We start from the raw sequence: 25,800 nt of genomic DNA on the forward strand, positions 1-25,800 counted from the left end.
GCTTGCCCCGCGAAGAGGCCGTAACAGGCTAAATCATTCCTTCTTCTGCAACCGCACTGCCAGCACGTCGCACGGTGCGCCGTGCAGCACGTCATTGGCAGTAGACCCGAGCAACAACGCCAGGCCATGCCGGCCGTGGCTGCCGACCACGATCAGGTCGCATTTCTGATCCTTGGCCAGCTGGTGGATTTCCTGGCGCGGCTGGCCATAGGTCAGGTGCGAGTCGCCGCGGTTGATGTTTGGGTATTTGTTGAACAACCGCTCCATGCGTTCCTTGGCTTGGTCGAACTGCTGCTGTTGCAATTGCGACAGGTCCATGGGCACGTCACCGCCGAACGCCATGGCCATCGGCTCGACGATATGTACCAGCGACACCTTGGCATTCGACGGTGCCGCCAGCGCCATGGCGCGTTTGATCACCGGGTCGCATTCTTCGGTCAGGTCGACGGCGACCAGAAGATGTTCGTAGGACATGAGCGGAACTCCTGACAATCGCGATAGAAGAAGTATGGTCGCTTTCGGGCGGGTCTTCCGTGAAAAATGGCTAACCGGCTCATTTGCAACGTTTTATGAGAACTACTGATATGACGGTATTGCTGGTGGTGTCAATCCTTGCGCTGATTCTCAGCCCGCTTTCCTGGCTGCGCACCTCGCGCAAGCAGAATGAGCAGATGAAGCTGCGCCTGGAGGCCCGGCGCATGGGCCTGGCCATGCAGCTGGCGCCGCAGCAGTGGCCGCACTGGCTGGAAAGGCAGCCGCCAAGCCCGTGCCCGCAATACCACCGGGCGCGCCGTCGCGGGCATGAGGACAGCTTCAGCTTCTGGCAGGTCAGCCCCGGGGTGTGGTGGAACCAGTGGCGAGAACCCTGTGAGGACCCGCGCTTCATGGAGCCCCTGGCGCGTTTGCCGGCCAGCGTCTACAAGGTCGAAGCCGATGCGCGGATGATCGCGCTGTACTGGACCGAGCGGGGTGATACGGCTGTGTTGCAGGATGTTGCCTACGTCCTCGAAACCCTGGCCTGAGACCTGGCTGCACGGCGCCTCGTCCAAGAGCATGCGGCGCTTTTTGAACCTCCATGACGACAAAGCGGCGGCTTGGCATACCCTGAAGGGGTGGGGAGCCAAGTCGCCGCTTTGCGTTCTGCTGCGCAGAAAGGCCAGGCAGGCCGGGTATCTTCGAGCAAGTGGCAGTGTAGCTGCCATGGATCGCCGTGCAAGTTAAAAAACGCAAGCGTTTTCCCATCGTTCGTGGTCAATCGCTGACATGAATGGTCAGCGATCACTGTCATCATGTTTTGTACCTGGGCGATACAAAATGACTGGAAAGTCGCGTTTTAGCCCCGCACGGGAGCATTTGACAACGTCGATCTTTTCGGAGAATGTGTGCACACCCAAATCAAACGGGCGTATGAATTGAGCGTTTGTATGTCACCACGCCAAGCCATACTTCCGACTAGCGCGCTGACGGGTGTGCCTGGGGCAGGGCAGCTAGGCCTGCTTTTGCTGCAGCGATCGGCGTGTACGTTCAGCTTCCATATCGTGGAGATCAGTTGATGATTTACGAAGGTAAAGCCATCACGGTTAAGGCTCTTGAAAGTGGCATCGTCGAGCTCAAGTTCGACCTCAAGGGTGAGTCCGTCAACAAGTTCAACCGCCTGACCCTGAACGAGCTTCGCCAGGCTGTCGATGCCATCCAGGCCGACGCCTCGGTCAAGGGTGTGATCGTCAGCAGTGGCAAGGACGTGTTCATCGTCGGCGCCGACATCACCGAGTTCGTCGACAACTTCAAGCTGCCCGAGGCCGAACTGGTCGCCGGCAACCTGGAAGCCAACCGCATCTTCAACGCCTTCGAAGACCTCGAAGTGCCGACCGTCGCGGCCATCAACGGCATCGCCCTGGGCGGTGGCCTGGAAATGTGCCTGGCCGCCGACTACCGGGTCATGTCCAGCAGCGCCAAGATCGGCCTGCCGGAAGTCAAGCTGGGGATCTACCCGGGCTTCGGCGGTACCGTGCGCCTGCCGCGTCTGATCGGTTCGGACAATGCCATCGAGTGGATCGCCGCCGGCAAGGAAAACCGCGCCGAAGACGCCCTCAAGGTGGGCGCGGTCGATGCCGTGGTCGCCCCTGAGCTGCTCATGGCCGGTGCCCTCGACCTGATCAAGCGTGCCATCAGCGGTGAGCTGGACTACAAGGCCAAGCGCCAGCCCAAGCTGGAAAAGCTCAAGCTCAACGCCATCGAGCAGATGATGGCCTTCGAGACCGCCAAAGGCTTCGTTGCCGGCCAGGCTGGCCCGAACTACCCAGCTCCGGTCGAAGCCATCAAGACCATCCAGAAGGCGGCCAATTTCGGCCGTGACAAGGCCCTGGAAGTGGAAGCCGCAGGCTTTGCCAAGCTGGCCCGGACCTCGGTCGCCGAGAGCCTGGTCGGCCTGTTCCTGAACGATCAGGAACTCAAGCGCAAGGCCAAGGCACATGACGAGATCGCCCGCGACGTGAAGCAGGCCGCGGTGCTCGGCGCCGGCATCATGGGCGGCGGCATCGCCTACCAGTCGGCGGTCAAGGGCACGCCGATCCTGATGAAGGACATCCGCGAGGAAGCCATCCAGCTGGGTCTGAACGAGGCCTCCAAGCTGCTCGGCAACCGCGTCGAGAAAGGCCGTTTGACCCCGGCCAAGATGGCCGAGGCACTTAACGCCATTCGCCCGACCCTGTCCTATGGCGACTTCGCCAACGTCGACATCGTCGTCGAGGCGGTGGTCGAGAACCCGAAGGTCAAGCAGGCCGTGCTGGCGGAAGTGGAAAGCCAGGTGAAAGACGATGCGATCCTCGCCTCGAACACCTCCACCATTTCCATCAACCTGCTGGCCAAGGCGCTCAAGCGCCCGGAGAACTTTGTCGGCATGCACTTCTTCAACCCGGTGCACATGATGCCGCTGGTGGAGGTGATCCGTGGCGAGAAGTCCAGTGAAGTGGCCGTCGCCACCACAGTGGCCTATGCCAAGAAAATGGGCAAGAACCCTATCGTGGTCAACGACTGCCCTGGCTTCCTGGTCAATCGCGTGCTGTTCCCGTACTTCGGCGGTTTCGCCAAGCTGGTCAGCGCCGGTGTCGACTTCGTACGGATCGACAAGGTCATGGAGAAGTTCGGCTGGCCGATGGGCCCTGCCTACCTGATGGACGTGGTCGGCATCGACACCGGTCACCACGGCCGCGACGTGATGGCCGAAGGCTTCCCGGACCGCATGAAGGATGAGCGGCGCTCGGCCGTCGATGCCCTGTACGAGGCCAATTGCCTGGGCCAGAAGAATGGCAAAGGCTTCTACGCCTACGAAACCGACAAGCGCGGCAAGCCGAAGAAGGTCGCCGACGCCAGCGTGCTCGACGTGCTCAAGCCGATCGTCTTCGAGCAGCGTGAAGTCAGCGACGAAGACATCATCAACTGGATGATGATCCCGCTGTGCCTGGAGACTGTGCGTTGCCTGGAAGACGGCATCGTCGAAACCGCAGCCGAAGCCGACATGGGCCTGGTCTATGGCATTGGTTTCCCTCCTTTCCGCGGTGGTGCGCTGCGCTACATCGACTCGATCGGTGTGGCCGAATTCGTCGCCCTGGCCGATCAGTATGCCGACCTGGGGCCGCTGTACCACCCGACCGCCAAGTTGCGTGAAATGGCCAAGAACGGCCAGCGCTTCTTCAACTGAGCGGTCAACGAGCTAGAGCGAGAGATTTGATATGAGCCTGAATCCAAGAGACGTGGTGATTGTCGACTTCGGTCGCACGCCAATGGGCCGCTCCAAGGGTGGCATGCACCGTAATACCCGCGCCGAAGACATGTCGGCGCACCTGATCAGCAAGCTGCTGGAACGCAACGACAAGGTCGACCCGAAAGAGGTCGAGGACGTGATCTGGGGCTGCGTCAACCAGACCCTGGAACAGGGCTGGAACATCGCCCGCATGGCCTCGCTGATGACCCAGATCCCGCACACCTCCGCAGCGCAGACCGTCAGCCGCCTGTGTGGCTCGTCGATGAGCGCGCTGCACACTGCCGCCCAGGCAATCATGACCGGTAACGGTGATGTGTTCGTGGTCGGTGGCGTCGAGCACATGGGCCACGTCAGCATGATGCATGGCGTGGATCCTAACCCGCACCTGTCCCTGCATGCGGCCAAGGCTTCCGGAATGATGGGCCTGACCGCTGAAATGCTCGGCAAGATGCACGGCATTACCCGTGAGCAGCAGGACCTGTTCGGCCTGCGTTCGCACCAGCTGGCCCACAAGGCTACGGTCGAAGGCAAGTTCAAGGACGAGATCATCCCGATGCAGGGCTATGACGAGAACGGCTTCCTCAAGGTTTTCGACTTCGACGAAACCATTCGCCCGGAAACCACCCTCGAAGGCCTGGCGGCGCTCAAGCCGGCGTTCAACCCGAAAGGCGGCACCGTCACTGCTGGTACCTCGTCGCAGATCACCGACGGTGCCTCGTGCATGATCGTCATGTCCGGGCAGCGCGCCATGGACCTGGGCATCCAGCCACTGGCGGTCATTCGCGCCATGGCGGTGGCTGGTGTCGACCCGGCGATCATGGGCTACGGCCCCGTGCCGTCGACCCAGAAAGCCCTCAAGCGCGCCGGCCTGACCATGGCCGACATCGACTTCATCGAACTCAACGAAGCCTTCGCTGCACAGGCCCTGCCAGTGCTGAAAGATTTGAAAGTGCTCGACAAGATGGATGAGAAGGTTAACCTGCACGGCGGCGCCATTGCCTTGGGCCACCCGTTCGGTTGCTCCGGGGCACGAATTTCCGGCACCCTGCTCAACGTCATGAAGCAGAATGGCGGTACCCTGGGGGTGGCGACCATGTGCGTGGGTCTCGGCCAAGGTATCACCACTGTCTTCGAACGCGTCTGATCGCGTTGGCGGACAGCGACCGGGGCCTTGTGCCCCGGTTTTGTTTTTTCAGGTTTTTTCAAGAGGGTGGGCAACATGCAGATACAACCAGGCATATACCGGCATTACAAAGGGCCTGAGTACCGTGTCTTCAGTGTTGCGCGGCACTCCGAAAGCGAAGAGTGGATGGTTTTCTACCAATGCCTGTATGGTGATTACAGCTTCTGGGTACGGCCCCTTTCGATGTTCGAGGAGTCCGTCGAGGTTGACGGGGAACAGGTGCCACGCTTTGCTTTGGTCAAGGCCGAAGAGGGGCTTCCCGGGCTGCTGGGCAAGTCGCAAGCGTGACAGTCCGAGCTTGACCTCACACTTTTGCCACTATATATAGCGGTGCCGCGTCTGGCACCTGACGCGTTTTTCATCTTCAGATTCAGGAATACTCCGATCCATGGGCAAATCGCTGGTCATTGTGGAATCCCCGGCCAAGGCCAAGACCATCAACAAGTATCTGGGCAACCAGTACGTGGTGAAGTCGAGTATCGGCCATATCCGAGACCTCCCCACCAGCGGTTCGGCCAGCGCCAGCAAAGAGCCGGCCGCCAAGCGTGGCAAGGCCGCGGGTGAGGCTCCGGCGCTGTCGCCGAAGGAAAAGGCCCGCCGCCAGCTGGTGGCACGCATGGGCGTCGACCCGGAGCACGGCTGGAAGGCCAAGTACGAGATCCTGCCCGGCAAGGAAAAGGTGATCGAAGAGCTGCGCCGTCTGGCCAAGGACGCCGACACCATCTATCTCGCAACCGACTTGGACCGCGAGGGGGAAGCCATTGCCTGGCACCTGCGCGAGGCCATCGGCGGCGACGATAGCCGCTACAAGCGTGTGGTGTTCAACGAAATTACCAAGAAGGCCATCCAGGATGCCTTCTCGCAGCCGGGCGAGCTGGACATCGACCGGGTCAATGCCCAGCAGGCGCGGCGCTTCCTTGACCGTGTGGTCGGCTACATGGTTTCGCCGCTGCTGTGGGCCAAGATTGCCCGCGGCCTGTCCGCCGGCCGTGTGCAGTCGGTGGCGGTGAAGCTGGTGGTGGAGCGCGAGCGCGAGATCCGCGCGTTCATCCCGGAAGAGTACTGGGAAATCCACGCTGATCTCGGCACGGCCAAGAACGCCAAGGTGCGCTTCGAAGTGGCACGCGAGAAGGGCGAGGCCTTCAAGCCGCTGAACGAAGCCCAGGCCATGGCTGCGCTGGAAAAGCTCAAGGCCTCCAGCTACAGCGTGGTCAAGCGCGAAGACCGCCCGACCAGCAGCAAGCCGTCGGCACCGTTCATTACCTCCACCTTGCAGCAAGCGGCCAGCAACCGCCTGGGCTTCGGTGTGAAGAAAACCATGATGATGGCCCAGCGCTTGTACGAAGCGGGCTACATCACCTACATGCGTACCGACTCGACCAACCTGTCGGCCGACGCCCTGGACATGGCGCGCAGTTACATCGAACGTGAATTCGGCAAGCAGTACCTGCCGGAGGCGCCGCTGGTGTATGGCAGCAAGGAAGGCGCCCAAGAGGCGCACGAAGCAATTCGTCCTTCCGACGTCAACACCCACCCGAGCAAGCTCAGTGGCATGGAGCGCGACGCCGAGCGCCTGTACGAGCTGATCTGGCGTCAGTTCCTGGCCTGCCAGATGCCACCAGCGCAGTACCTGTCCACCAGCGTCACCGTGGCTGCCGGCGACTTCGAGCTGCGAGCCAAGGGCCGTATCCTCAAGTTTGACGGTTACACCCGAGTGCTGCCGCAGCAGAGCAAGCCGGGCGAAGACGACGTGTTGCCGGAAATGGTCCAGGGTGAAGCGCTGAAGCCCATCCAGATCGACCCGAGCCAGCATTTCACCAAGCCACCGGCGCGCTTCACCGAAGCCAGCCTGGTCAAGGAAATGGAGAAGCGCGGCATCGGTCGTCCATCGACCTACGCGGCGATCATCTCGACCATCCAGGACCGTGGTTATGTGACCCTGCACAACCGCCGCTTCTACTCGGAGAAGATGGGTGACATCGTCACCGAGCGGCTGTCGGAGAGTTTCTCCAACCTGATGGACTACGGCTTTACCGCCGACATGGAAGAGAACCTCGACGACGTGGCCCAGGGTGAGCGTGACTGGAAGAACGTGCTCGACGAGTTCTATGGCGACTTCAGCAAGAAGCTGCAGACTGCCGAGTCCAGCGAAGACGGCATGCGCGCCAACCAGCCGACCATGACCAACATTCCGTGCAAGGAATGTGGCCGCCCGATGATGATTCGTACTGCCTCGACCGGCGTGTTCCTCGGTTGCTCGGGCTACAGCCTGCCGCCGAAAGAGCGCTGCAAGGCCACCGTGAACCTGGTGCCGGGCGATGAGATTGCCGCCGACGACGAGGGTGAATCGGAATCCCGTGTGCTGCTGGGCAAGCACCGCTGCCCGATCTGCGCCACGGCGATGGACGCCTACCTATTGGATGAGAAGCACAAGCTGCACATCTGCGGTAACAACCCGGATTGCGCCGGCTATGAGATCGAAGAAGGCAACTATCGCATCAAGGGCTACGAAGGGCCGAGCCTGGAATGTGACAAGTGCGGCAGCGAGATGCAGTTGAAAACTGGCCGTTTCGGCAAGTTCTTCGGTTGCACCAACCCGGCCTGCAAGAACACCCGCAAGCTGCTCAAGAGTGGTGAGGCGGCGCCACCGAAGATGGACAAGGTGGATATGCCTGAGCTCAAGTGCGAGAAGGTTGACGATACCTACGTGCTGCGTGATGGCGCTTCGGGGCTGTTCCTGGCTGCCAGCCAGTTCCCCAAGAACCGTGAGACGCGCGCTCCGCTGGTGCTGGAGATCGTGCCGCACAAGCACGAGATCGATCCGAAGTACCACTTCCTGTGCGATGCACCGCAGAAAGACCCGGATGGTCGCCCAGCGGTGATCCGTTACAGCCGCAAGACCAAGGAGCAGTACGTGCAATCCGAAGTCGATGGCAAGCCGACCGGCTGGAAGGCGTTCTACGACGGCAATGCGTGGAAGGTTGAAGACAAGCGCTGATCCTTGAGTGCTGTAATCGGGGCCGCTTTGCGGCCCCAATCATTTATGATGCAGCTATCCGCCTTGCAGCCTCATGGGAGGGCACCGAGATGGCCCAGGAACTCTATACCCGCACCAACCAGAAACTGTTCTTCGCTGGCCTCGCCCTGGAGTCCATGGCCAAGGCCGAACAAAGCCAGGCAATGAACGCCCAGGGCCTGGTCCAGGCTGAGCGCGAATCGGCGCTGTTTCACCTGTACGGCGCGCTGCTGGGGTTGTGCCATGAGATTGGTGGCTTCTACCGCTTGCCTGTGGTTGCTACTGTCGAGCAAGCACTGGCTGACGACGCCCTGAACGGCATCGCTATCCCGGAAGTGGCCGAGCTGCTGGAGTTGGCGCGCCAGCATGAAACCTGGCTGGCACAAATGCTCGGTGCTTATGCCGATTTGTTCCGACCACCGGTCGCGAAGAAAACACCAAAAACGGACGTTACCCAGCCGCTGATTCAGGCGGTCAATCTCGATGAGCCTGAGCATCCGGCGCTGTCACGCGCGGAACTGGAAAGCTGGCGCAGCAACCTCAAAGGTCTTGTAAGACGTTTCCGTGACGCGTTGAGTGAGTGCTGACAGCCGCTACGGCTGGTACAATACTGGCCTTTCGCGGAGAACTGCCATTTATGTCTACGTCGTTTCTGGAAATTGTCGAGTTGCCTGATGGCCGCATCGAACTGCGTCGCGCCGAGGATGAGGGCTCTCTGGTAACCCTGGATTTTTCGGAAGACGCCAAGGCGTTCCTGCAGGGCCAGCATGTGGAAGTAGCCAAGGCCATGCTCAGTGTGGGCGTGCAGATGGCCGGTCGCCTGATGGATGGCGAGCTCGAACGTGATGAAGGGCCACGCGTGCTGCACTGACAGGCAGCAGGTGTCAGGTGTTTAGCTACAGCAGGCAAAGCCTGAGCATCAGCCGAGGCGGATGTTCAGGCTTTGTGCGTTTCCGGTGCTGGCGGCACGCAGCAATTGCTGGCGTGCAGTGGCGTTGATATTGCCCAGCCAGCTGACCACGGTGTGGCTACGGCCCAGGCGCAGCGCTTCGCATGCCAATTGCAGCGGGCTTTGATTGCCGCGAGGGTGCAGCAGCAGGATGCGTTCACGGTTGAGCCCGGCGTCGCGCAGCCAGGTCTGGGTCAGGCTTGACGGCGGGGCGATCAGGGTCAGCCAGCGGCTCTCGTCCTCTTCGCTCAACTCGCGCAGAACCGGGGCCAGCAGGCTGTGGCAATGCCCGGGGGCGCCGCGCAACGACAGTTCGCTGAACAGCTCGGGCTGGGTGCTCTTGCGCGCCACTTCGCTGGCTTTCAGGCCTGGCAGTACGGGCTGGGCGAGGAATGCTTCGAACAATGGCAACTGGGCTTGCTCGGGTGCGTGAATGAACTGCTGCATGACGCCTCCTGGATCAGCGGCGAATGACGCCGACGCTCAAGCCCTCGATCACCAGTTCCTGTTCTTTCAGGTCGACTTCGATAGGGGCGAATTCGGGATTTTCGGCAAGCAGCCAGACCTTGCTGCCTTCACGCTTGAAGCGCTTGACGGTGACTTCATCACCGATCCGGGCCACGACGATCTGGCCGTTGCGCGCTTCACGGCAGGTATGTACCGCCAGCAGGTCGCCGTCGAAGATGCCGACATCCTTCATGCTCATGCCGTGCACGCGCAGCAGGTAGTCGGCCTGGGGATGGAAAAAGTCGGGGCTGATGTTGCAGGATTGCTCGATGTGCTGTTCGGCGAGGATCGGTGCACCGGCAGCAACCCGGCCGATGATCGGCAGGCCGCTTTCCTCGGCCTTGGCTTCCAGGCCGGGGATGCGGATGCCACGGGAGGCGCCCGGGGTCATCTCGATCGCACCTTTGCGAGCGAGGGCCTTGAGGTGCTCCTCGGCGGCGTTGGGCGACTTGAAGCCCAGCTCCTGAGCGATCTCGGCGCGCGTGGGCGGGAAGCCGTTGTCTTCCAGGCAACGCTTGATGAACGCGAGAATTTCGGCTTGGCGTGGCGTGAGTTTCAACATGGTGAGCGCTCTGTCTTTTTGTACAGTGACTGGGATTATATACAGTACTGGATGCGCTGCAACCTGTAACCCGCAATAAAAATGCCGAACGACGCAGCAACCCCCGCCTGCGCTATGCCTGGCTGGGGCTTGCAGCTTGAAGCGCGGCGCTTTTAAATGGCGACCGGCCAGTCACCGAGCCTTGACAGAAGCAGGGCTGAAACGTATGTTTCAAACACCTGTTTGTCTGGCGGAGTAGTCGGAGTAGTCATGGCCCAATCGGAAACCGTTGAACGCATTCTCGATGCTGCCGAGCAGCTGTTCGCGGAAAGGGGGTTCGCCGAAACCTCGTTGCGTCTGATTACCAGCAAGGCCGGCGTCAACCTGGCGGCGGTCAACTATCACTTCGGCTCCAAGAAGGCCTTGATCCAGGCAGTGTTCTCGCGCTTCCTCGGGCCGTTCTGTGCCAGCCTCGAGCGTGAACTGGAGCGGCGCCAGGCCAAGCCGGAGCACAAGCCCAGCCTCGAGGAGCTGCTGGAAATGCTGGTGGAGCAGGCCTTGGCCGTGCAGCCACGCAGCAACAACGACCTGTCGATCTTCATGCGCCTGCTGGGCCTGGCCTTCAGCCAGAGCCAAGGCCACCTGCGGCGGTACCTGGAAGACATGTACGGCAAGGTGTTCCGCCGCTACATGCTGCTGGTCAACGAAGCCGCGCCGCGCATCCCGCCGCTCGAGCTGTTCTGGCGCGTGCACTTCATGCTCGGTGCCGCAGCCTTCAGCATGTCCGGTATCAAGGCCCTGCGGGCGATCGCCGAGACCGACTTCGGTATCAACACCTCGATCGAACAGGTGATGCGCCTGATGGTGCCATTCCTCGCTGCGGGCATGCGTGCCGATAGTGGCGTCACCGACGCGGCCATGGCCGCTGCCCAGTTGCGCCCACGCAGCAAGGCCGGTACCGCCACTGCCAAAGCCTGAAGGCTGGGCGGGGCAGGGCGCTTCGGCTAAGCTAGCGCCCATGTCCGATCTTGATCTGTTGCACATTTCCCTTGCCGACCAGCGTCTGTATGGCTTCGCCCGTGGTCAGCTGTGCCTGCGCCTGCCGGTTTCCACGGCGCGCAACGGTGCTGGTGAGCGCAATGGTTCGGGTTGCACGCCGTGTGGCTTGCACCAGGTGCGGGCGAAGATCGGTGCAGGCCTGCCGCTGAATGCGGTGCTGGCCGGGCGGCGCTGGACCGGCGAGGTGTGGTCGCCGGCCTTGCACGCGCAGTATCCCGGCCGGGACTGGATCCTCACCCGCATCCTCTGGCTCAGCGGTTGCGAACCGGGGGTCAACCGCCTGGGTGCGGTCGATACCTTCCGCCGCTTTATCTACCTGCACGGGACCCCGGATACGGAACCCATGGGCGTAGCGCTGTCCCATGGCTGCATACGCCTGCGCAACACCGATTTGCTCAACCTGTTCGAGCGGGTGCCGGCGCATTGCCTGGTGCGCATCGAGCAGGCCGCTTGCCCCCAGTGGGCTTCTCTCAGTCTTCAATGAAGGATTACCCATGACTGTCAGCCTGCAAGGCTCCTTGATGGTGGATATCGCCGGTAAATGGCTGACCGCCGAAGACCGTCACCTGTTGCGCCAGCCTGAGGTGGCCGGCCTGATCATCTTTGCCCGTAACATCGACAGCCCGCGCCAGGTGCGTGAGCTATGCGCCTCGATTCGTGCCATTCGCCCCGACCTGATCCTGGCGGTGGACCAGGAAGGCGGGCGCGTGCAGCGCCTGCGCCAGGGTTTTGTGCGCCTGCCAGCCATGCGTGCGCTGGCCGACAACGACAACGCCGAGTACCTGGCCGAGCAATGCGGCTGGTTGATGGCGACCGAGGTGCTGGCGGTTGGCCTGGACCTCAGCTTTGCCCCGGTGCTCGACCTGGATCACCAGCGCAGTGCGGTGGTCGGCAGTCGCGCCTTCGAGGGTGACCCACTGCGTGCCACGCAACTGGCCGGGGCGTTCATCCGCGGCATGAACGCGGCGGGCATGGCGGCGTGTGGCAAACATTTCCCGGGCCATGGCTGGGCCGAGGCGGACTCGCATGTGGCGATCCCCACGGATGAGCGCAGCCTCGCGCAATTGCGCCAGGCCGACCTGGTGCCGTTTGCCCGCTTGAGCGGGCAACTGGCGGCAGTGATGCCGGCGCATGTCATTTATCCGCAGGTCGACAGCCAGCCGGCCGGCTTCTCGCGGCGTTGGCTGCAAGACATTCTGCGGGGGGAGTTGGGCTTTGACGGGGTGATCTTCAGTGACGACCTGTCGATGGCCGGTGCACATGTGGTTGGCGATGCGGCCAGCCGGATCGAGGCGGCCTTGACTGCGGGCTGCGACATGGGTCTGGTGTGCAACGACCGGGCTGCAGCCGAGCTGGCGCTGACTGCGGCGCAGCGGATGAAGGTCAGGCCCTCGCCGCGGATTGCACGGATGCGCGGGCAGGGGTTCGCACGCACCGATTACCGCCAGCAGCCGCGGTGGCTGGAGGCGCTGGGGGCATTGAAAGAGGCGCAGCTGGTCGATTGACCGCGGCGGCCGGTTCGCCGGTCGGCCCACTGTCGCAGGAACAGCCTGTTGCTGGCGGTGCGATACCTGTAGCGGCAGGTTTACCTGCGAAGTGGCCGCAATGGCAACTCATGACGCGGGCTCTATCGCCCGCGCTTGCCCGGCAATGGCGCGAACAGCGCCTCGATCTCTTCATCCCCCAGCCGCCACTGCCCGGCTTGCCCACCATCCAGCAGGCCCGCTGCCAGCGCCGCTTTCTCCTGCTGCAACAGCTGGATCTTCTCTTCCACCGTGCCTCGTGTGATCAGTTTGTACACGAACACCGGCTTGTCCTGGCCAATGCGGTAGGCGCGGTCGGTGGCCTGGTTCTCGCTGGCCGGGTTCCACCAAGGGTCGAAGTGGATCACCGTGTCTGCAGCCGTCAGGTTCAGGCCCACACCACCGGCCTTGAGGCTGATCAGGAAAACTTCGCTGTCACCCTGCTGGAATTGCTGCACCGGCGTGCGCCGGTCACGGGTATCGCCAGTCAGCAGGCTGTAGCGGATCTTGCGTTTGTTCAGCTCTTCCTCGATCAACGCCAGCATCGAGGTGAATTGCGAAAACAGCAGCACCCGGCGCCCTTCGCTGAGCAGCTCTTCGAGCATTTCCAGCAGCGCGCCCAGTTTGCCTTTGTCGGCTTGGTTGCCTTTGCTTTCCACCCCTTTGACCAGACGCAGGTCGCAACATACCTGGCGTAGCTTGAGCAAGGCGTCGAGGATGACGATCTGGCTGCGGGCGGCCCCATTGCGGGCGATTTCGTCGCGGACCTTCTTGTCCATGGCCACTCGCACGGCCTCGTAGGTGTCACGCTGGGCATCGCTGAGCTCGACCCAGTGCACCATCTCGGTCTTGGCTGGCAGTTCGGTGGCCACCTGCTCCTTGGTGCGGCGCAGCAGGAACGGGCGGATGCGGTTGGCCAGGTGGGCCATGCGCTCGCTGTCGCCGTGGCGCTCGATCGGGGTGCGGTAGTCCTGGTTGAAGCGCTTCAGGTCGCCCAGCCACCCGGGCATGAGGAAGTGGAAGAGCGACCACAGCTCGCCGAGGTTGTTCTCCATCGGCGTGCCGGTCAGGCACAGGCGCTGCCCGGCCTGCAGTTCGCAGACGGCAAGGGCGGCCTTGCTGGTGCTGCTCTTGATGTTCTGCGCCTCGTCCAGCACCAGCACGTGCCAGGTCCGGAGGCGCAGGTGTTCGAGGTCGCGAGGTACCAGGGCATAGGTAGTCAGCACCAGGTCATAATCGTGCAGGTTGGCGAAATGCTTGCTGCGCCCGGGCCCGTGCAAGGCCAGAACCCGCAGGCCGGGGGCGAAGCGTTGAGCTTCGTCGAGCCAGTTCGGGATCAGGCTGGTGGGCATGACTGCCAGCGCCGGTGTGTTCATGCGCCCGGACTGTTTTTCCAGCAGCAGGTGTGCCAGGGTCTGCAAGGTCTTGCCCAGGCCCATGTCGTCGCCAAGGATGCCGCCGGTGCCCATTTCCCGCAGCGCCTGCAGCCAGTTCAGGCCCTGCTGCTGGTAGGGACGCAGGCTGGCTTGCAGGCCGGCCGGCGGTGGCGCCTGCAGGTCGCGGGCATCGCGCAGGCGGCGACCGAGATCGCGCACACGCTCGCCGCCTTCCCAGTGCAGTGGCAGGCCTTCGATTTCGTTCAGGCGCGCGGCGTCGGCGCGGTCCAGGCGCAGCGATGGGCCCGCGGCATGGTCGTGCAGGTAGAGTTCGCCGAGGGTGCCCATGACCGCCTTGATCCGGCCGTACGGCAGGGCGACGCGCAAGGCCGGCGCGTCGAGGCGCCCGCGGTTGAGGTCGAGCAGCAGGTGTTCGTCGTCGCTGCGCCGGGCCAGTTCGCTGGGGCGCAGCAGTTCCGGGTTGCTGCGCAGCAGTTGCAGTACGATCGGCAACAGGCTGTGGCGCTGGCCATCGACCACGATGCCAAGCTCCAGGTCGAACCATTCATGGCCAGGTGCTTCGTCAACGCTGGCGTACCAGTCGTCCACTTCCTGCAGGTTGAAGGCAAAGTCGCGTTGGATGTCGATGTCCCAACCGGCCTCGCGCAAGCGTGGCAGGCCTGCGCGGGCAAAACGTAGCCAGGCTTCGTCGTCGGGAAGCTGGAGCATCTCGCCAGCGCTGTCGGGCAACGCCTTGCTCTGCCGGGTGGCGGGCGTGAAACCGAGGTCGCGCAGCACCTTGCGCAGCGCCTGCTCGGCCTGCGGTTGGCGACGGATGCGCTGGCTGGTGTCGCCGACCAGGCGGGTCAGCGGTTTGTCGTCGCTGCCGCTGGCGCGCAGGCCGTCGTAGTCGAATGCCAGCGCGGCACGGTGCTGCATCTGCCGTTGCATACGGCCGGTCTTGGGCATGTAGGCACTGAATTCCAGGCTGCCGAGGGTCAGCCTCCCTCTTGGCGTGAGGTCTTCGATTTGCCTGGTGCTCACGGCTGTGGGGGTGGGCACGTGGCGGTTCAGGGCGTTCAAGCGATGGCTCAAGGGAACGACCAAATGCTCGGGAACAACAGGCGCACGCGCGAGCTGGCTGGCAATGAAGGGGTCGAGGTCATGGCGCAGCTTGCCGGTCTGGTGCGAATGCCTGTCGACATAGTACATGGGTTCGATAGGCAGTACCTGCAGCTGCCGGTGGCCATCGTGATACCAGGCGCCGCGGTAGCTGCCATTGTCAAGCCTGACCCAGCGGAACTCGGCATGCAGCTCCGGCCCGGAAGACAATGGCGCAGCGTCGTCTTCGAACAGTAGGCGATCAGTGGCCAGGGCGTAGCTGTAGAGTTCCGCACCCTGCTTGCCTTCCAGTTGCACCACGGGCGTAATCGTCTTGCTGCGGGCATCGATCAGGCGCAACAGCCGGGCGTCGTCCTCGGTGACATAGCGAGGGGTGTAGTAGATCATCTCGGGCATCGACGTGATGCGGCCGATCTTCAGTGTGCCGTCTGTCTGCCGCGTGCCCTTGATCGGTTCGAGCCGCCAGTGCTCATGATCCAGTTGAATACGGTAATAGATTGCCGGGCCTTTGCGTGCGGGTTCGCGTGAGGCAGCGGGTTGGGACGGTGACTCGAGTGCCTGCACCCACAGGTTGAGGTCCGGTGGCAGCGAAAGCGCGGCCTGCTCCGATGGCGCTGCGGCCTCAAGGCGGTCGCTACCATCCTGCAACTGCAGTAATGCAGCAACGCAGTGCTTGCAGTTGAGGGCGACGGGACAGGAGCAGCGCCCGAACATGCGCAGGTCGCCGTGGTTGAGGACCAGCTGGATGGTCTGCTGGTAGGTCTGGCCGGCCGAGCCCTTGCAGCTTGCCTCGACCGTTGCGCCATGCTGCGACAGGATGCGCGTCCGCTCTTGCGCCGCATAATCGCGGCCTCGTGCCAGTACGCCGGCCTCGATGAACCTCACCCAGCCCGGGTGGGCCCTCAGCAGTTGCTGCGCATCGCCGCTGCTCACATCACTGCTCCATCATCTCCGGGTCCATTACCGGCATCTTCGGCGTGCCCGGTGGTGTCACCTTCAGCAGCAGCGCCAGGTGCCCGCCGTCAAGGAAGGTCAGTTGCCCACCCTTGACGTTGCTGTTGCTCTGCTTGAACTGCTCGCTTTGCAGCACGCTGCCGTTGCCGTCCAGCTGGTTGACCCAGAAATTGGCCTCGACCGCGATGAAGCGGCCCTCGGCAATGCTCAGGTTGCCTTCGATGGGGTAATGGCCGAACTGCTCGGCGCCTTCGCCCAGGGCGATACGGCTGGGTTCGCTGCCGACCCGCTGCTGCCAGGCCTTGTGCATCAGGACGGTGTAGTCGGCGGTGGCTTCCAGGCGGGTGGCTTCGTCTTCCAGCGCCAGGCGGCGCTCGGCGTCCTTTTCCAGGCGCGGGGCGCCGGCGCTCCAGTTTTCCGGGGCAAACGGGCTGGTGAAGGCGGGCACGCTGTTCTGCCGTACCAGGATCATTTCTACCTGATAAAGGCCTTCGGCGAAGGCAGCCGGGGCGAACAGCGCCAGCAGCAGGGTCAGGCAACGGATGGCACGCATGGGTCTTCCTTAAGCAGGCTGTGGAGTCAGGCGCTCGAACAGCGCCTCCAGGGTATTGAAGCGTTCGTCGGGGCGTTCCATCGGTACCAGAAAGCGGAACTGGGTGGCGCCTTCGAACTTGTAGCGTTTGGGCTGGCCCTGGATCAGCTTGATCAGGGTCAGCGGGTCGACCGGCGTCTCGGCCTCGAACTCGATCTTGCCGCCATTGGGGCCGGCATCGACTTTCTTGATGCCAAGCTTTTCCGCCTGCAGCTTGAGCGAGGTCAGGCGCATGAGGTTCTTGGTCGGCTCGGGCAGCAGGCCGAAGCGGTCGATCATCTCCACCTGCAGGTCCTTGAGGCCTTCTTCGTCGGCGGCCGAGGCGATGCGCTTGTACAGGATCAGCCGTGCATGCACGTCGGGCAGGTAGTCCTCGGGGATCAGGGCCGGCAGGCGCAGGTTGATTTCCGGGCCACCGCCCAGCGGCTGCTCCAGGTTGGGCTGGGTACCCTTGCGGATCGCCTTGACCGCGCGCTCGAGCATTTCCATGTACAGGGTGAAGCCCACCGCCTGGATCTGCCCGCTCTGGCCTTCGCCCAGCAGCTCGCCGGCGCCGCGGATCTCCAGGTCGTTGGTGGCCAGGACGAAGCCGGCACCGAGGTCCTGGGTGTTGGCGATCGCCTCCAGGCGTTTCTCGGCATCGGCGCTGACCTTTTGCCGGGTGGGTGTCAGCAGGTAGGCGTAGGCCTGGTGGTGGCTACGGCCAACCCGGCCGCGCAGCTGGTGCAGCTGGGCCAGGCCGAACTTGTCGGCACGCTCGATGACGATGGTGTTGGCGCTGGGCACGTCGATGCCGGTTTCGATGATGGTCGAGGCCACCAGCACGTTGAAGCGCTTGTGGTAGAAGTCGCTCATCACCTGTTCCAGCTCGCGCTCGCGCATCTGCCCATGGCCGATGCCGATGCGCGCCTCGGGGACCAGCTCGGCAAGATCGGCGGCGCATTTCTCGATGGTCTTCACATCGTTGTGCAGGTAGTACACCTGGCCGCCGCGCAACAGTTCACGCAGCAGCGCCTCCTTCACCGTGCTCTTGTTCTGCTCCATGACGAAGGTGCGAACCGACAGGCGGCGCGCCGGTGGCGTGGCAATGATCGACAGGTCGCGCATGCCCGCCACGGCCATGTTCAGCGTACGCGGAATCGGCGTGGCGGTGAGGGTGAGGATGTCCACCTCGCTGCGCAGGGCCTTGAGCTGTTCTTTCTGGCGCACGCCGAAGCGGTGCTCTTCGTCGATGATGGCCAGGCCCAGGTCCTTGAAGCGCACGTCGTCCTGCAGCAGCTTGTGGGTACCGATGAGGATGTCGATCTTGCCTTCGGCGAGGTCTGCGGCGGCGGCGGCCACCTCTTTGGCCGACTTGAAGCGGCTCATCACCTCCACGGTCACCGGCCAGTCGGCAAAGCGGTCACGGAAGCTGTTGTAGTGCTGTTGGGCGAGCAGGGTGGTGGGCACCAGCACGGCCACCTGGCGGCCACTGTGTACGGCAATGAATGCCGCGCGCATGGCCACTTCGGTCTTGCCGAAGCCGACGTCGCCGCACACCAGCCGGTCCATCGGCTTGGGCGCCAGCATGTCGGCGCGCACGGCTTCGATGGCGGCCTGCTGGTCCGGGGTTTCCTCGAACGGGAAGCCGGCGCTGAAGGTGGCGTAGTCGGCGGCCGGATCGGCGAACGCATAACCTTTGCGTGCGGCGCGGCGGGCATAGATGTCGAGCAGCTCGGCGGCGACATCGCGTACCTGTTCGGCAGCCTTGCGCTTGGCCTTCTGCCAGGCCTCCGAACCCAGCCGGTGCAACGGCGCCAGGGCATCGTCGCTGCCGGTGTAGCGGGCGATCAGGTGCAGGTTGGCCACGGGCACGTACAGCTTGGCGCCTTCGGCGTATTCCAGGGTGAGGAATTCGGCGGCCTGGCCTTCGATTTCCAGCGTGGCCAGGCCCAGGTAGCGGCCGACGCCATGGTCGATGTGCACCACCGGTGCGCCTTCACGCAGCTCGGTGAGGTTCTTGATCACCGCGTCGTTGGCGGTTTCGCCACGCTTGTCGCGGCGCCTGCGCTGCATGACGCGCTGGCCGAACAGCGGGCTTTCGGCGATGAGGGCGACGGCCGGGTCGTCCAGCAGCAGGCCATCGTCCAGCGGGGCGATGGTGATCGCCAGGCGCTCGGCGCCAGTGATGAAGTCGGCCCAGCCATCGACGCCCTGTGGGCGCAGTTTCAGCCGCTCGAGCAGCTCCAGCAGTACTTCGCGGCGCCCCGCCGATTCTGCGGTGAACAGCACGCGGCCAGGGAACTGGTCGAGGAAGTTGGCCAGTTCGGCCAGCGGCTGGTTGGCCTTGGCCTCGATCGCCAGGTTGGGCAGCGCGCGCGCCGGGAAGCGTTCGCGGCCGACCCCGGGCTCGAGGTCCTCGCTGCTGACCACCACCCGTGGCCATTGCTTGAGCCGGGCAAAGCAGTCTTCCACCGGCAGGAACAGCTCGGCGGGCGGCAGCAAGGGCCGGCTCAGGTCGCCACGGCGGTCTTCATAACGCCCGCGCACGTCGTTCCAGAAATGCTCGGCAGCCTGTTCCACGCCGGGCAGCGAGAACACCTGGGTGTCGGCTGGCAGGTAGTCGAACAAGGTCGAGGTTTCTTCGAAGAACAGCGGCAGGTAGTACTCGATACCGGCGGGGATGATACCGCTGGCCAGGTCCTGGAAGATCGCGCTGCGGCGGAAGTCGACGTCGAAGCGTTCACGGAAGCGCGCCTTGAAGCGGGTCACTTCCTCTTTCTGCATCGGGAATTCGCGCGCCGGCAGCAGGCGTACCGAATCGACCTTGTCGATCGAGCGCTGGGTCTCGGGGTCGAAGGTGCGCAGGGTTTCGATCTCGTCATCGAACAGGTCGATGCGGTAGGGCAGCTTGCTGCCCATCGGGAACAGGTCGATCAGCGCACCGCGCACGGCGAACTCGCCATGCTCGTAGACGGTATCGACACAGCGATAGCCGCTGGCTTCCAGGCGCGTGCGCATCTGTTCGACATCGATGGTCTGGCCGACGTCCAGCACCAGGCTGCTGCCCAGCAGGAAGCGGGTCGGCGCCAGGCGGTGCAGGGCGGTGGTGACCGGTACCACGAGGATGCCATGGCTCAGCTCCGGCAGGCGGTACAGGCTGGCGATGCGCTGGGAGATGATGTCCTGGTGCGGCGAGAACAGGTCGTAGGGCAGGGTTTCCCAATCGGGGAACGGCAGCACCGGCAGGTCCGGCGCAAAGAAGCGAAGTTCCTGTTCCAGACGATCGGCCGCCTGGCTGTCGGCAGTCAGCAGCAAAGTGAAGCGGCCCGCGCTGCTGGCGGCCTCGGCGATGGCCAGGCTGAGGGCGGCTCCGGGGAGATTACCCCAGGTTTGTTTGCCGGCCGTGGCCGACATTTGCGGTAGGCGCAGAACTGACACGGGAGATTGCACTCCAAGCGTTGCGGCAAAGAGATCGATTGTACCGGTGACGGTGCCGGCTGTCAGGCTCGAAAGGGCATGAACGCTGGCTTGCGTGACCGCGACAGGCGCTCATTGCCGGTTACGCGTTGGGGCGTCATAATGTAGCCCCTTTTTTCTGTCCCTACATGTGGAAGGTTCCCGTGACTCAGAAGCCCGACCAGTGTCTTGGTGAGTGGATCGATCGTGAAGCCCTGGCTGAAGCGATGATCCCGCTTATCGGTCAGCTCTACCGCAACAACAATGTGGTGAGCTCGATTTATGGCCGTAGCCTGATCAACCGTTCGGTTATCTCGATCCTCAAGGCGCACCGCTTTGCGCGTCATCGTCAAGCCGACGAGACCGAACTGTCCGTACACGAGACATTCCCCCTGCTGAAGGCCATGAGCGAGCTGAAGCTGGGCGCCGCCTCGGTCGACCTGGGCAAGCTGGCCAACAAGTTCAAGCAGGAAGGCAATGGCCGTACTGCCGAGCAGTTCGTCCGTGAAGAACTGGCCGAAGTGGTAGGTCAGCAGAACGCTTCGTCGCGCAAGGGCACCGACGTCGTGCTGTACGGCTTCGGCCGCATCGGCCGCCTGCTGGCGCGCATCCTGATCGAGAAGACCGGTGGCGGCGACGGCCTGCGCCTGCGTGCCATCGTCGTGCGCAAGGGCGCCGAGAACGACCTGGTCAAGCGTGCCAGCCTGCTGCGCCGTGACTCGGTGCACGGCCCGTTCGATGGCACCATCACCATCGACGAAGCCAACAACACCATCACCGCCAACGGCAACCTGATCCAGGTTATCTACGCCAAGAGCCCAAGCGAAGTCGACTACACCCAGTACGGCATCGAGAACGCGCTGATCGTCGACAACACCGGCGTATGGCGTGATGCCGACGGCCTGGGCCAGCACCTGGCCTGCCCGGGCGCTGCCCGCGTGATCCTCACCGCACCTGGCAAGGGCGCGCTGAAGAACATCGTGCACGGCATCAACCACGGTGACATCGCTGCCGATGACAAGATCATCTCGGCCGCTTCCTGCACCACCAACGCCATCGTGCCGGTGCTCAAGGCCATCAACGACCAGTACGGCATCGTCAACGGCCACGTCGAAACCGTTCACTCGTTCACCAACGACCAGAACCTGATCGACAACTTCCACAAGGGCAGCCGCCGTGGCCGTGCCGCGCCGCTGAACATGGTCATCACCGAAACCGGCGCCGCCACTGCTGCTGCCAAGGCGCTGCCAGTGCTCAAGGGCAAGCTGACCGGCAACGCCATTCGCGTACCGACGCCGAACGTTTCGATGGCCATCCTGAACCTGAACCTGGAAAAGCCTACCTCGCGCGACGAGATCAACGAGTACCTGCGCCAGACCGCCATGCACTCGGAACTGCACAAGCAGATCGACTACGTCAGCTCGCAGGAAGTGGTTTCGACCGACTTCGTCGGCTCGCGCCACGCCGGTGTGGTTGATGCTGAAGCGACCATCGCCAACGATAACCGCGTTGTGCTGTACGTCTGGTACGACAACGAATTCGGTTACAGCTGCCAGGTGGTTCGCGTGATGGAAGAGATGGCCGGTGTGAACCCGCCAGCGTTTCCGCGCTGATTCGCTTGTAAGGCAATGAAAAAACGGGAACCTTCGGGTTCCCGTTTTTTTATCCAGAATTTGTGTTGCCAGTACTGGTAATCGAGAGGACGAAGCTTGCGCACAGCCTTGCTGTTCATTCTCATGCTCCTGACCGCTTGCAACCAGGGCCCCGCCCTGGAGCGCCTGGGCGGCCCGACCATGGGCAGCAGCTATAGCATCCAGTATGTGCGTGAGCCCGGCGGCCCTGCCCCGGCCCAGGTGCAAGCCGCGGTCGAAACCATTCTGCAGGGCATCGACCAGCACTACTCGACCTACCGCAGCGATTCCACCGTCAGCCAGTTCAACCAGTTGCCCGCCAAACAGTGCCAGGCCCTACCGGCCGACATGCTCGAACTGGTCAGCCTGGGCCAGCAACTGGCCGAGCAGAGCGACGGCGCCTTCGACCTCACCGTCGAGCCGTTGCTCGACCTGTGGGGCTTCGGCCCACAGGCGCGCCACATGCAAGTGCCCGACCCCCGGGCGCTGGCCCGGGCGCGCCAACGGGTAGGCTACCGGCACCTGCATATCCAGGGCCAGGCCCTGTGCAAGGACGCTCCGGTGCAGCTCGACTTCAACAGCATTGCCGCTGGCCATGCCGTCGACCTGATCGCTACACGCCTGCAGGCCATGGGCGTAGCCAGCTTTGTCGCCGAAGTGACCGGCGAGCTCAAGGCCGTCGGCCGCAAGCCTGACGGCAGCCCCTGGCGCATCGCCCTGGAGCTGCCCCGCGAAGACCGCCAGATCGCCCGCCAGGTCATTCCGCTCGATGGCCTTTCGGTATCAACCTCGGGTGACTATCGGCATTATTTCGAGGACAATGGCCGGCGCTATTCGCACACCTTCGATGCCCGTCTCGGGCGCCCGGTGCAGCACGACCTGGCCGCGGTCACCGTGCTCGATGCCTCGGCCCTGCGGGCAGACGGCTATTCGACGCTGCTGTTGATCCTCGGCCCGCAGCGCGGCTGGGATTTTGCCATTACGCATGGCCTGCCGGCTGTTCTGGTGACTCGGGCCGAGGGTGGCTTCGTCTCCCAAGCTACGCCCGCGTTCGAACGGGCAGTGAAAGGCGAGTGAAAGCACAAGCAGGGATGATCGCCGCCAGGGAGTGGGTGAACCACATGTAGTGCGGGCGAAACTGGCCTACGACGCGACCAAGGGTTAATGTGCGCGGCGTTCACGCTTGATTAGACTGCACCCGAATTTTCTCATGGCGCCCCGGCGGCATGATCGCGCCCCGCGAGCGACCGTGGCTTGCGGGCCAGTTCTGAAGGAGTACGCATGGCTGTCTACAACTACGACGTAGTGGTGCTGGGTTCCGGCCCGGCCGGGGAAGGCGCGGCAATGAACGCCGCCAAAGCAGGGCGCAAGGTAGCGATGGTCGACAGCCGTCGCCAGGTGGGGGGCAACTGCACCCACCTCGGCACCATCCCGTCCAAGGCACTGCGTCACTCGGTGCGGCAGATCATGCAGTTCAACACCAACCCGATGTTCCGTGCCATCGGCGAGCCGCGCTGGTTCTCGTTCCCCGACGTGCTGAAGAGCGCCGAGAAGGTCATCGCCAAGCAGGTGGCCTCGCGCACCGGCTATTACGCCCGTAACCGCGTTGATGTGTTCGTCGGCACCGGCAGCTTCGCCGACGAGCAGACCATCGAAGTGGTCTGCCCGAACGGTGTGGTGGAAAAGCTCAACGCCAAGCACATCATCATTGCCACCGGCTCGCGCCCCTATCGCCCGGCCGACATCGACTTCAACCACCCGCGCGTGTACGACAGCGACACCATCCTCAGCCTCAGCCACACCCCGCGCAAGCTGATCGTGTACGGCGCCGGTGTGATCGGTTGCGAGTACGCCTCGATCTTCAGCGGCCTCGGCGTGCTGGTGGAACTGGTGGACAACCGTGGTCAGCTGCTGAGCTTCCTCGATTCGGAAATTTCCCAGGCGCTGAGCTACCACTTCAGCAACAACAACATCACCGTACGCCACAACGAAGACTACGAGCGTGTCGAAGGCCTGGACAACGGTGTGATCCTGCACCTGAAATCGGGCAAGAAGATCAAGGCCGACGCCTTGCTGTGGTGCAACGGCCGTACTGGCAACACCGACAAGCTGGGCCTGGAAAATATCGGCATCAAGGTCAACAGCCGCGGCCAGATCGAGGTCGACGAGAGCTACCGCACCAGCGTGCCGAACATCTACGGCGCCGGTGACGTGATCGGCTGGCCAAGCCTGGCCAGTGCTGCACACGACCAGGGCCGCTCGGCCGCGGGCAGCATCGTCGACAATGGCAGCTGGCGTTTCGTCAACGACGTGCCGACCGGCATCTACACCATTCCCGAGATCAGCTCGATCGGCAAGAACGAGCAGGAGCTGACCCAGGCCAAGGTGCCATACGAGGTGGGCAAGGCCTTCTTCAAGAGCATGGCCCGTGCGCAGATTGCCGGCGAGCCGCAAGGCATGCTGAAGATCCTGTTCCATCGCGAAACGCTGGAAGTGCTGGGTGTGCACTGCTTCGGCTACCAGGCTTCGGAAATCGTCCACATCGGCCAGGCAGTGATGAACCAGCCGGGCGAGCTGAACAACCTGAAGTACTTCGTCAACACCACGTTCAACTACCCGACCATGGCCGAAGCCTATCGGGTAGCTGCCTACGACGGCCTGAACCGGCTTTTTTGAGCGGCTCCGACCGGTGGCCTGAGCCGGTCGGAGAGACCGATTTCAACCCTGCCCGAGGGTGGTCTTGGCCAAACCGGGAAAGTCTGTAATCAGGCTGTCCACGCCAAAGTCAGCGAGCCGGCGCATCAGTGCCGGTTCGTTGACCGTCCATACCGACACGTGCAGCCCCTGGCCCTGCGCTTTCAACAGGCGCTCCGGCGTGCACAGTGTCCAGTTCAATGCCAGCAGGTCGCAGCCGTAGTTCTGTGCCACCTTCAGCGGGTCGAGCCAGGCGTATTCGGCCACCAGCCCGCGTTGCACATCCGGCACCAGTTCCTGTGCGGCGCCCAGCACTTCGCGCGAGCTCGAGGTGATGGTCACCTTGTCCAGCAGGCCGTACTGCTGGGCCAGTTCACGGATCGCCAGCACGGTGGTGGCGGCGCGGGTGCGTGAGGCGCTTTTCACTTCCAGCTGCCAGTGCTCGAACGGGCATTTCTGGAACAGCTCTTCCAGCCGCGGGATCGGGCAGGGCTGGACGTGGCCAGGGCCGCCTTTGCGCGCGTCGATCCTGACCAGGTCGGCGGCCGCGTGTTCGACCACCTTGCCGCGCTTGCCGGTGGTGCGCTTGAGGGTGGGGTCGTGGATCACCATCAGCTCGTTGTCGGCCGACAGGTGCAGGTCCAGCTCGCAGCGGGTCACGCCGTGAGCCAGGCACTGCTGGAAGCTCTTCAGGGTATTCTCGGGCGCTTCGCCCTTGGCGCCGCGATGGCCGTAGATCAGGGTCACGTTCGTTCCTTCAAATCAGGGAAAAGTTGGGCTCAGGAGGCGGGGTCGTTCTGTTCCAGCTGCTGGCGCCGTTGTTGCTGCTGGCGCTGCAGGATGTAGCGGGCCAGTAATTGACGCTGGGCGTCGGTCATGTCGGTGAATTCGCTGCCGACCTCGAAGCCGCCCTGCGGGCGCGGGTCGCAATGGGTAATCTTGCCGCGCAGCAGCAAACCATGGGCGCGTGGCATCAGCACCATCTTCACTTTCACCCGGGTACCGGGGGCCAGCCGCGTGGCTTGCGTGAATTCGATGCCGCCCTCGGAAATGACTACCGGCTGGAGTTGGCCCACTTCGCCGATCAGGGTTTGGGCGACCACCGCGCTGAGCAGGTCGAGGCGTTTGTTCTGCGCACGCAGGAATGCGGCGAGGGTGCGGTCCTTTTCGCTCAACTGGCGTAGCAGGTGCTGCGACTCGAAGTCGGACAGGTGCAGCTCGCTGAGCAGGTTGAACAGCGGCGAATCATCTTGCAACACATCTGGGTCAAGGGCTTCGGCCGCGCTGAGGGGGCTGATTTGAAGTGCGATCTGATCTTCGATGCGGTAGTATTCGCGGCGATCTTCTTCGTCTAATGTCGTCATGGCGAACCCAAGGTAGCGGCGGTGGTCCGAGTGTAAAGCCGCCGTAGGCGCCTCGCCACAAGGACGTTCCCTTTCATCCGAACAAGCC

The 25,800-nt window shown here is 63.3% G+C and carries 21 protein-coding genes; 13 read left to right on the forward strand and 8 right to left on the reverse strand.

Translation table 11 applies throughout. From position 1 onward, the window contains the following. Positions 1-33: 33 nt before the first annotated feature. Positions 34-474: a universal stress protein gene (locus B4L76_RS01830; RefSeq protein WP_296230065.1), complete on the reverse strand. Its 441-nt coding sequence runs from the start codon at positions 472-474 to the stop codon at positions 34-36. A gap of 110 nt (positions 475-584) precedes the next feature. On the opposite strand from B4L76_RS01830, the gene B4L76_RS01835 reads away from it, so the two are divergent. From B4L76_RS01835 to B4L76_RS01865, 7 genes are all read left to right on the forward strand, one after another. Further along, the gene (locus B4L76_RS01835) at positions 585-1,022 is read left to right on the forward strand and encodes a hypothetical protein (RefSeq protein ID WP_296230193.1); all 438 of its coding nucleotides are present in this window, start codon (positions 585-587) and stop codon (positions 1,020-1,022) included. Positions 1,023-1,552: 530 nt separating this feature from the next. After that, positions 1,553-3,700, forward strand: coding sequence for a fatty acid oxidation complex subunit alpha FadB (gene fadB, locus B4L76_RS01840; protein WP_296230066.1), 2,148 nt, complete (start codon positions 1,553-1,555; stop codon positions 3,698-3,700). A gap of 31 nt (positions 3,701-3,731) precedes the next feature. Then, a complete protein-coding gene (gene fadA / locus B4L76_RS01845; RefSeq protein WP_225777031.1) occupies positions 3,732-4,907 on the forward strand; it encodes an acetyl-CoA C-acyltransferase FadA in 1,176 nt (391 codons plus the stop codon). A gap of 75 nt (positions 4,908-4,982) precedes the next feature. Continuing rightward, positions 4,983-5,234 carry a DUF1653 domain-containing protein gene (locus B4L76_RS01850; RefSeq protein ID WP_296230068.1) on the forward strand — a complete coding sequence of 84 codons (252 nt, stop codon included), beginning with the start codon at positions 4,983-4,985 and terminating at the stop codon, positions 5,232-5,234. A gap of 100 nt (positions 5,235-5,334) precedes the next feature. Continuing rightward, positions 5,335-7,944 (forward strand): type I DNA topoisomerase, encoded by a 2,610-nt coding sequence (gene topA / locus B4L76_RS01855; protein WP_296230069.1) that lies wholly within the window; start codon positions 5,335-5,337, stop codon positions 7,942-7,944. A gap of 89 nt (positions 7,945-8,033) precedes the next feature. After that, positions 8,034-8,549: a DUF6586 family protein gene (locus B4L76_RS01860; protein WP_296230070.1), complete on the forward strand. Its 516-nt coding sequence runs from the start codon at positions 8,034-8,036 to the stop codon at positions 8,547-8,549. 50 nt (positions 8,550-8,599) lie between these two features. Further along, on the forward strand, positions 8,600-8,833 hold the full coding sequence (locus tag B4L76_RS01865) for a hypothetical protein (RefSeq protein WP_004376430.1): 234 nt from the start codon (positions 8,600-8,602) through the stop codon (positions 8,831-8,833). A 48-nt stretch (positions 8,834-8,881) separates the two neighbouring features. Here the strand turns inward: B4L76_RS01865 and sulA are convergent, their stop codons facing one another. Beyond that, the gene (sulA, locus tag B4L76_RS01870) at positions 8,882-9,358 is read right to left on the reverse strand and encodes an SOS-induced cell division inhibitor SulA (protein ID WP_296230073.1); all 477 of its coding nucleotides are present in this window, start codon (positions 9,356-9,358) and stop codon (positions 8,882-8,884) included. A 13-nt stretch (positions 9,359-9,371) separates the two neighbouring features. After that, positions 9,372-9,980: a transcriptional repressor LexA gene (gene lexA / locus B4L76_RS01875; protein ID WP_114170995.1), complete on the reverse strand. Its 609-nt coding sequence runs from the start codon at positions 9,978-9,980 to the stop codon at positions 9,372-9,374. Positions 9,981-10,229: 249 nt separating this feature from the next. Here lexA and B4L76_RS01880 point away from each other — a divergent pair, with 249 nt between their 5' ends. Genes B4L76_RS01880 through nagZ form a run of 3 tightly spaced genes read left to right on the forward strand, consistent with a single transcriptional unit; the run spans position 10,230 to position 12,523 of the window. Beyond that, positions 10,230-10,937: a TetR/AcrR family transcriptional regulator gene (locus tag B4L76_RS01880; protein WP_296230074.1), complete on the forward strand. Its 708-nt coding sequence runs from the start codon at positions 10,230-10,232 to the stop codon at positions 10,935-10,937. 40 nt (positions 10,938-10,977) lie between these two features. After that, entirely contained in the window at positions 10,978-11,502 is a 525-nt protein-coding gene (locus B4L76_RS01885; protein WP_296230075.1) for a L,D-transpeptidase, read from the forward strand. Positions 11,503-11,524: 22 nt separating this feature from the next. Continuing rightward, complete coding sequence (gene nagZ, locus B4L76_RS01890) at positions 11,525-12,523, forward strand: beta-N-acetylhexosaminidase (RefSeq protein ID WP_296230194.1); 999 nt, start codon at positions 11,525-11,527, stop codon at positions 12,521-12,523. Between the two features lie 122 nt (positions 12,524-12,645). On the opposite strand, the gene B4L76_RS01895 is transcribed toward nagZ, so the two are convergent. The 3 genes from B4L76_RS01895 to mfd are packed head-to-tail and all read right to left on the reverse strand — an operon-like array spanning position 12,646 to position 20,005. After that, the gene (locus tag B4L76_RS01895; protein ID WP_296230076.1) at positions 12,646-15,972 is read right to left on the reverse strand and encodes a DEAD/DEAH box helicase; all 3,327 of its coding nucleotides are present in this window, start codon (positions 15,970-15,972) and stop codon (positions 12,646-12,648) included. A 1-nt stretch (position 15,973) separates the two neighbouring features. Then, a complete protein-coding gene (locus B4L76_RS01900; RefSeq protein WP_296230078.1) occupies positions 15,974-16,546 on the reverse strand; it encodes a CsiV family protein in 573 nt (190 codons plus the stop codon). 9 nt (positions 16,547-16,555) lie between these two features. Continuing rightward, entirely contained in the window at positions 16,556-20,005 is a 3,450-nt protein-coding gene (gene mfd, locus B4L76_RS01905) for a transcription-repair coupling factor (RefSeq protein WP_296230079.1), read from the reverse strand. Positions 20,006-20,172: 167 nt separating this feature from the next. Here mfd and B4L76_RS01910 point away from each other — a divergent pair, with 167 nt between their 5' ends. The 3 genes from B4L76_RS01910 (at position 20,173) to sthA (ending at position 24,330) form a co-directional block, all read left to right on the forward strand. Beyond that, positions 20,173-21,636 carry a glyceraldehyde-3-phosphate dehydrogenase gene (locus B4L76_RS01910; RefSeq protein WP_296230080.1) on the forward strand — a complete coding sequence of 488 codons (1,464 nt, stop codon included), beginning with the start codon at positions 20,173-20,175 and terminating at the stop codon, positions 21,634-21,636. Positions 21,637-21,732: 96 nt separating this feature from the next. Then, positions 21,733-22,731: an FAD:protein FMN transferase gene (locus B4L76_RS01915; RefSeq protein ID WP_296230081.1), complete on the forward strand. Its 999-nt coding sequence runs from the start codon at positions 21,733-21,735 to the stop codon at positions 22,729-22,731. A 204-nt stretch (positions 22,732-22,935) separates the two neighbouring features. Further along, positions 22,936-24,330, forward strand: a complete 1,395-nt coding sequence (sthA, locus tag B4L76_RS01920) for a Si-specific NAD(P)(+) transhydrogenase (RefSeq protein WP_170029103.1) — start codon at positions 22,936-22,938, stop codon at positions 24,328-24,330. A gap of 42 nt (positions 24,331-24,372) precedes the next feature. On the opposite strand, the gene B4L76_RS01925 is transcribed toward sthA, so the two are convergent. Further along, positions 24,373-25,095 (reverse strand): glycerophosphodiester phosphodiesterase, encoded by a 723-nt coding sequence (locus B4L76_RS01925; RefSeq protein ID WP_296230084.1) that lies wholly within the window; start codon positions 25,093-25,095, stop codon positions 24,373-24,375. A 32-nt stretch (positions 25,096-25,127) separates the two neighbouring features. Further along, a complete protein-coding gene (locus B4L76_RS01930; RefSeq protein WP_296230086.1) occupies positions 25,128-25,712 on the reverse strand; it encodes a PilZ domain-containing protein in 585 nt (194 codons plus the stop codon). Positions 25,713-25,800 lie beyond the last annotated feature (88 nt).

The sequence above is a fragment of the Pseudomonas sp. UBA4617 genome (assembly GCF_002386445.1).
Classification (GTDB): domain Bacteria; phylum Pseudomonadota; class Gammaproteobacteria; order Pseudomonadales; family Pseudomonadaceae; genus Aquipseudomonas.

Coding starts and splice junctions, on each gene's coding strand:
- B4L76_RS01830 (WP_296230065.1), bottom strand. CDS start 474: ATGTCCTACGAACATCTTCTGGTCGCCGTCGACCTGACCGAAGAATGC.
- B4L76_RS01835 (WP_296230193.1), top strand. CDS start 585: ATGACGGTATTGCTGGTGGTGTCAATCCTTGCGCTGATTCTCAGCCCG.
- fadB (WP_296230066.1), top strand. CDS start 1,553: ATGATTTACGAAGGTAAAGCCATCACGGTTAAGGCTCTTGAAAGTGGC.
- fadA (WP_225777031.1), top strand. CDS start 3,732: ATGAGCCTGAATCCAAGAGACGTGGTGATTGTCGACTTCGGTCGCACG.
- B4L76_RS01850 (WP_296230068.1), top strand. CDS start 4,983: ATGCAGATACAACCAGGCATATACCGGCATTACAAAGGGCCTGAGTAC.
- topA (WP_296230069.1), top strand. CDS start 5,335: ATGGGCAAATCGCTGGTCATTGTGGAATCCCCGGCCAAGGCCAAGACC.
- B4L76_RS01860 (WP_296230070.1), top strand. CDS start 8,034: ATGGCCCAGGAACTCTATACCCGCACCAACCAGAAACTGTTCTTCGCT.
- B4L76_RS01865 (WP_004376430.1), top strand. CDS start 8,600: ATGTCTACGTCGTTTCTGGAAATTGTCGAGTTGCCTGATGGCCGCATC.
- sulA (WP_296230073.1), bottom strand. CDS start 9,358: ATGCAGCAGTTCATTCACGCACCCGAGCAAGCCCAGTTGCCATTGTTC.
- lexA (WP_114170995.1), bottom strand. CDS start 9,980: ATGTTGAAACTCACGCCACGCCAAGCCGAAATTCTCGCGTTCATCAAG.
- B4L76_RS01880 (WP_296230074.1), top strand. CDS start 10,230: ATGGCCCAATCGGAAACCGTTGAACGCATTCTCGATGCTGCCGAGCAG.
- B4L76_RS01885 (WP_296230075.1), top strand. CDS start 10,978: ATGTCCGATCTTGATCTGTTGCACATTTCCCTTGCCGACCAGCGTCTG.
- B4L76_RS01900 (WP_296230078.1), bottom strand. CDS start 16,546: ATGCGTGCCATCCGTTGCCTGACCCTGCTGCTGGCGCTGTTCGCCCCG.
- B4L76_RS01910 (WP_296230080.1), top strand. CDS start 20,173: ATGTGGAAGGTTCCCGTGACTCAGAAGCCCGACCAGTGTCTTGGTGAG.
- sthA (WP_170029103.1), top strand. CDS start 22,936: ATGGCTGTCTACAACTACGACGTAGTGGTGCTGGGTTCCGGCCCGGCC.
- B4L76_RS01930 (WP_296230086.1), bottom strand. CDS start 25,712: ATGACGACATTAGACGAAGAAGATCGCCGCGAATACTACCGCATCGAA.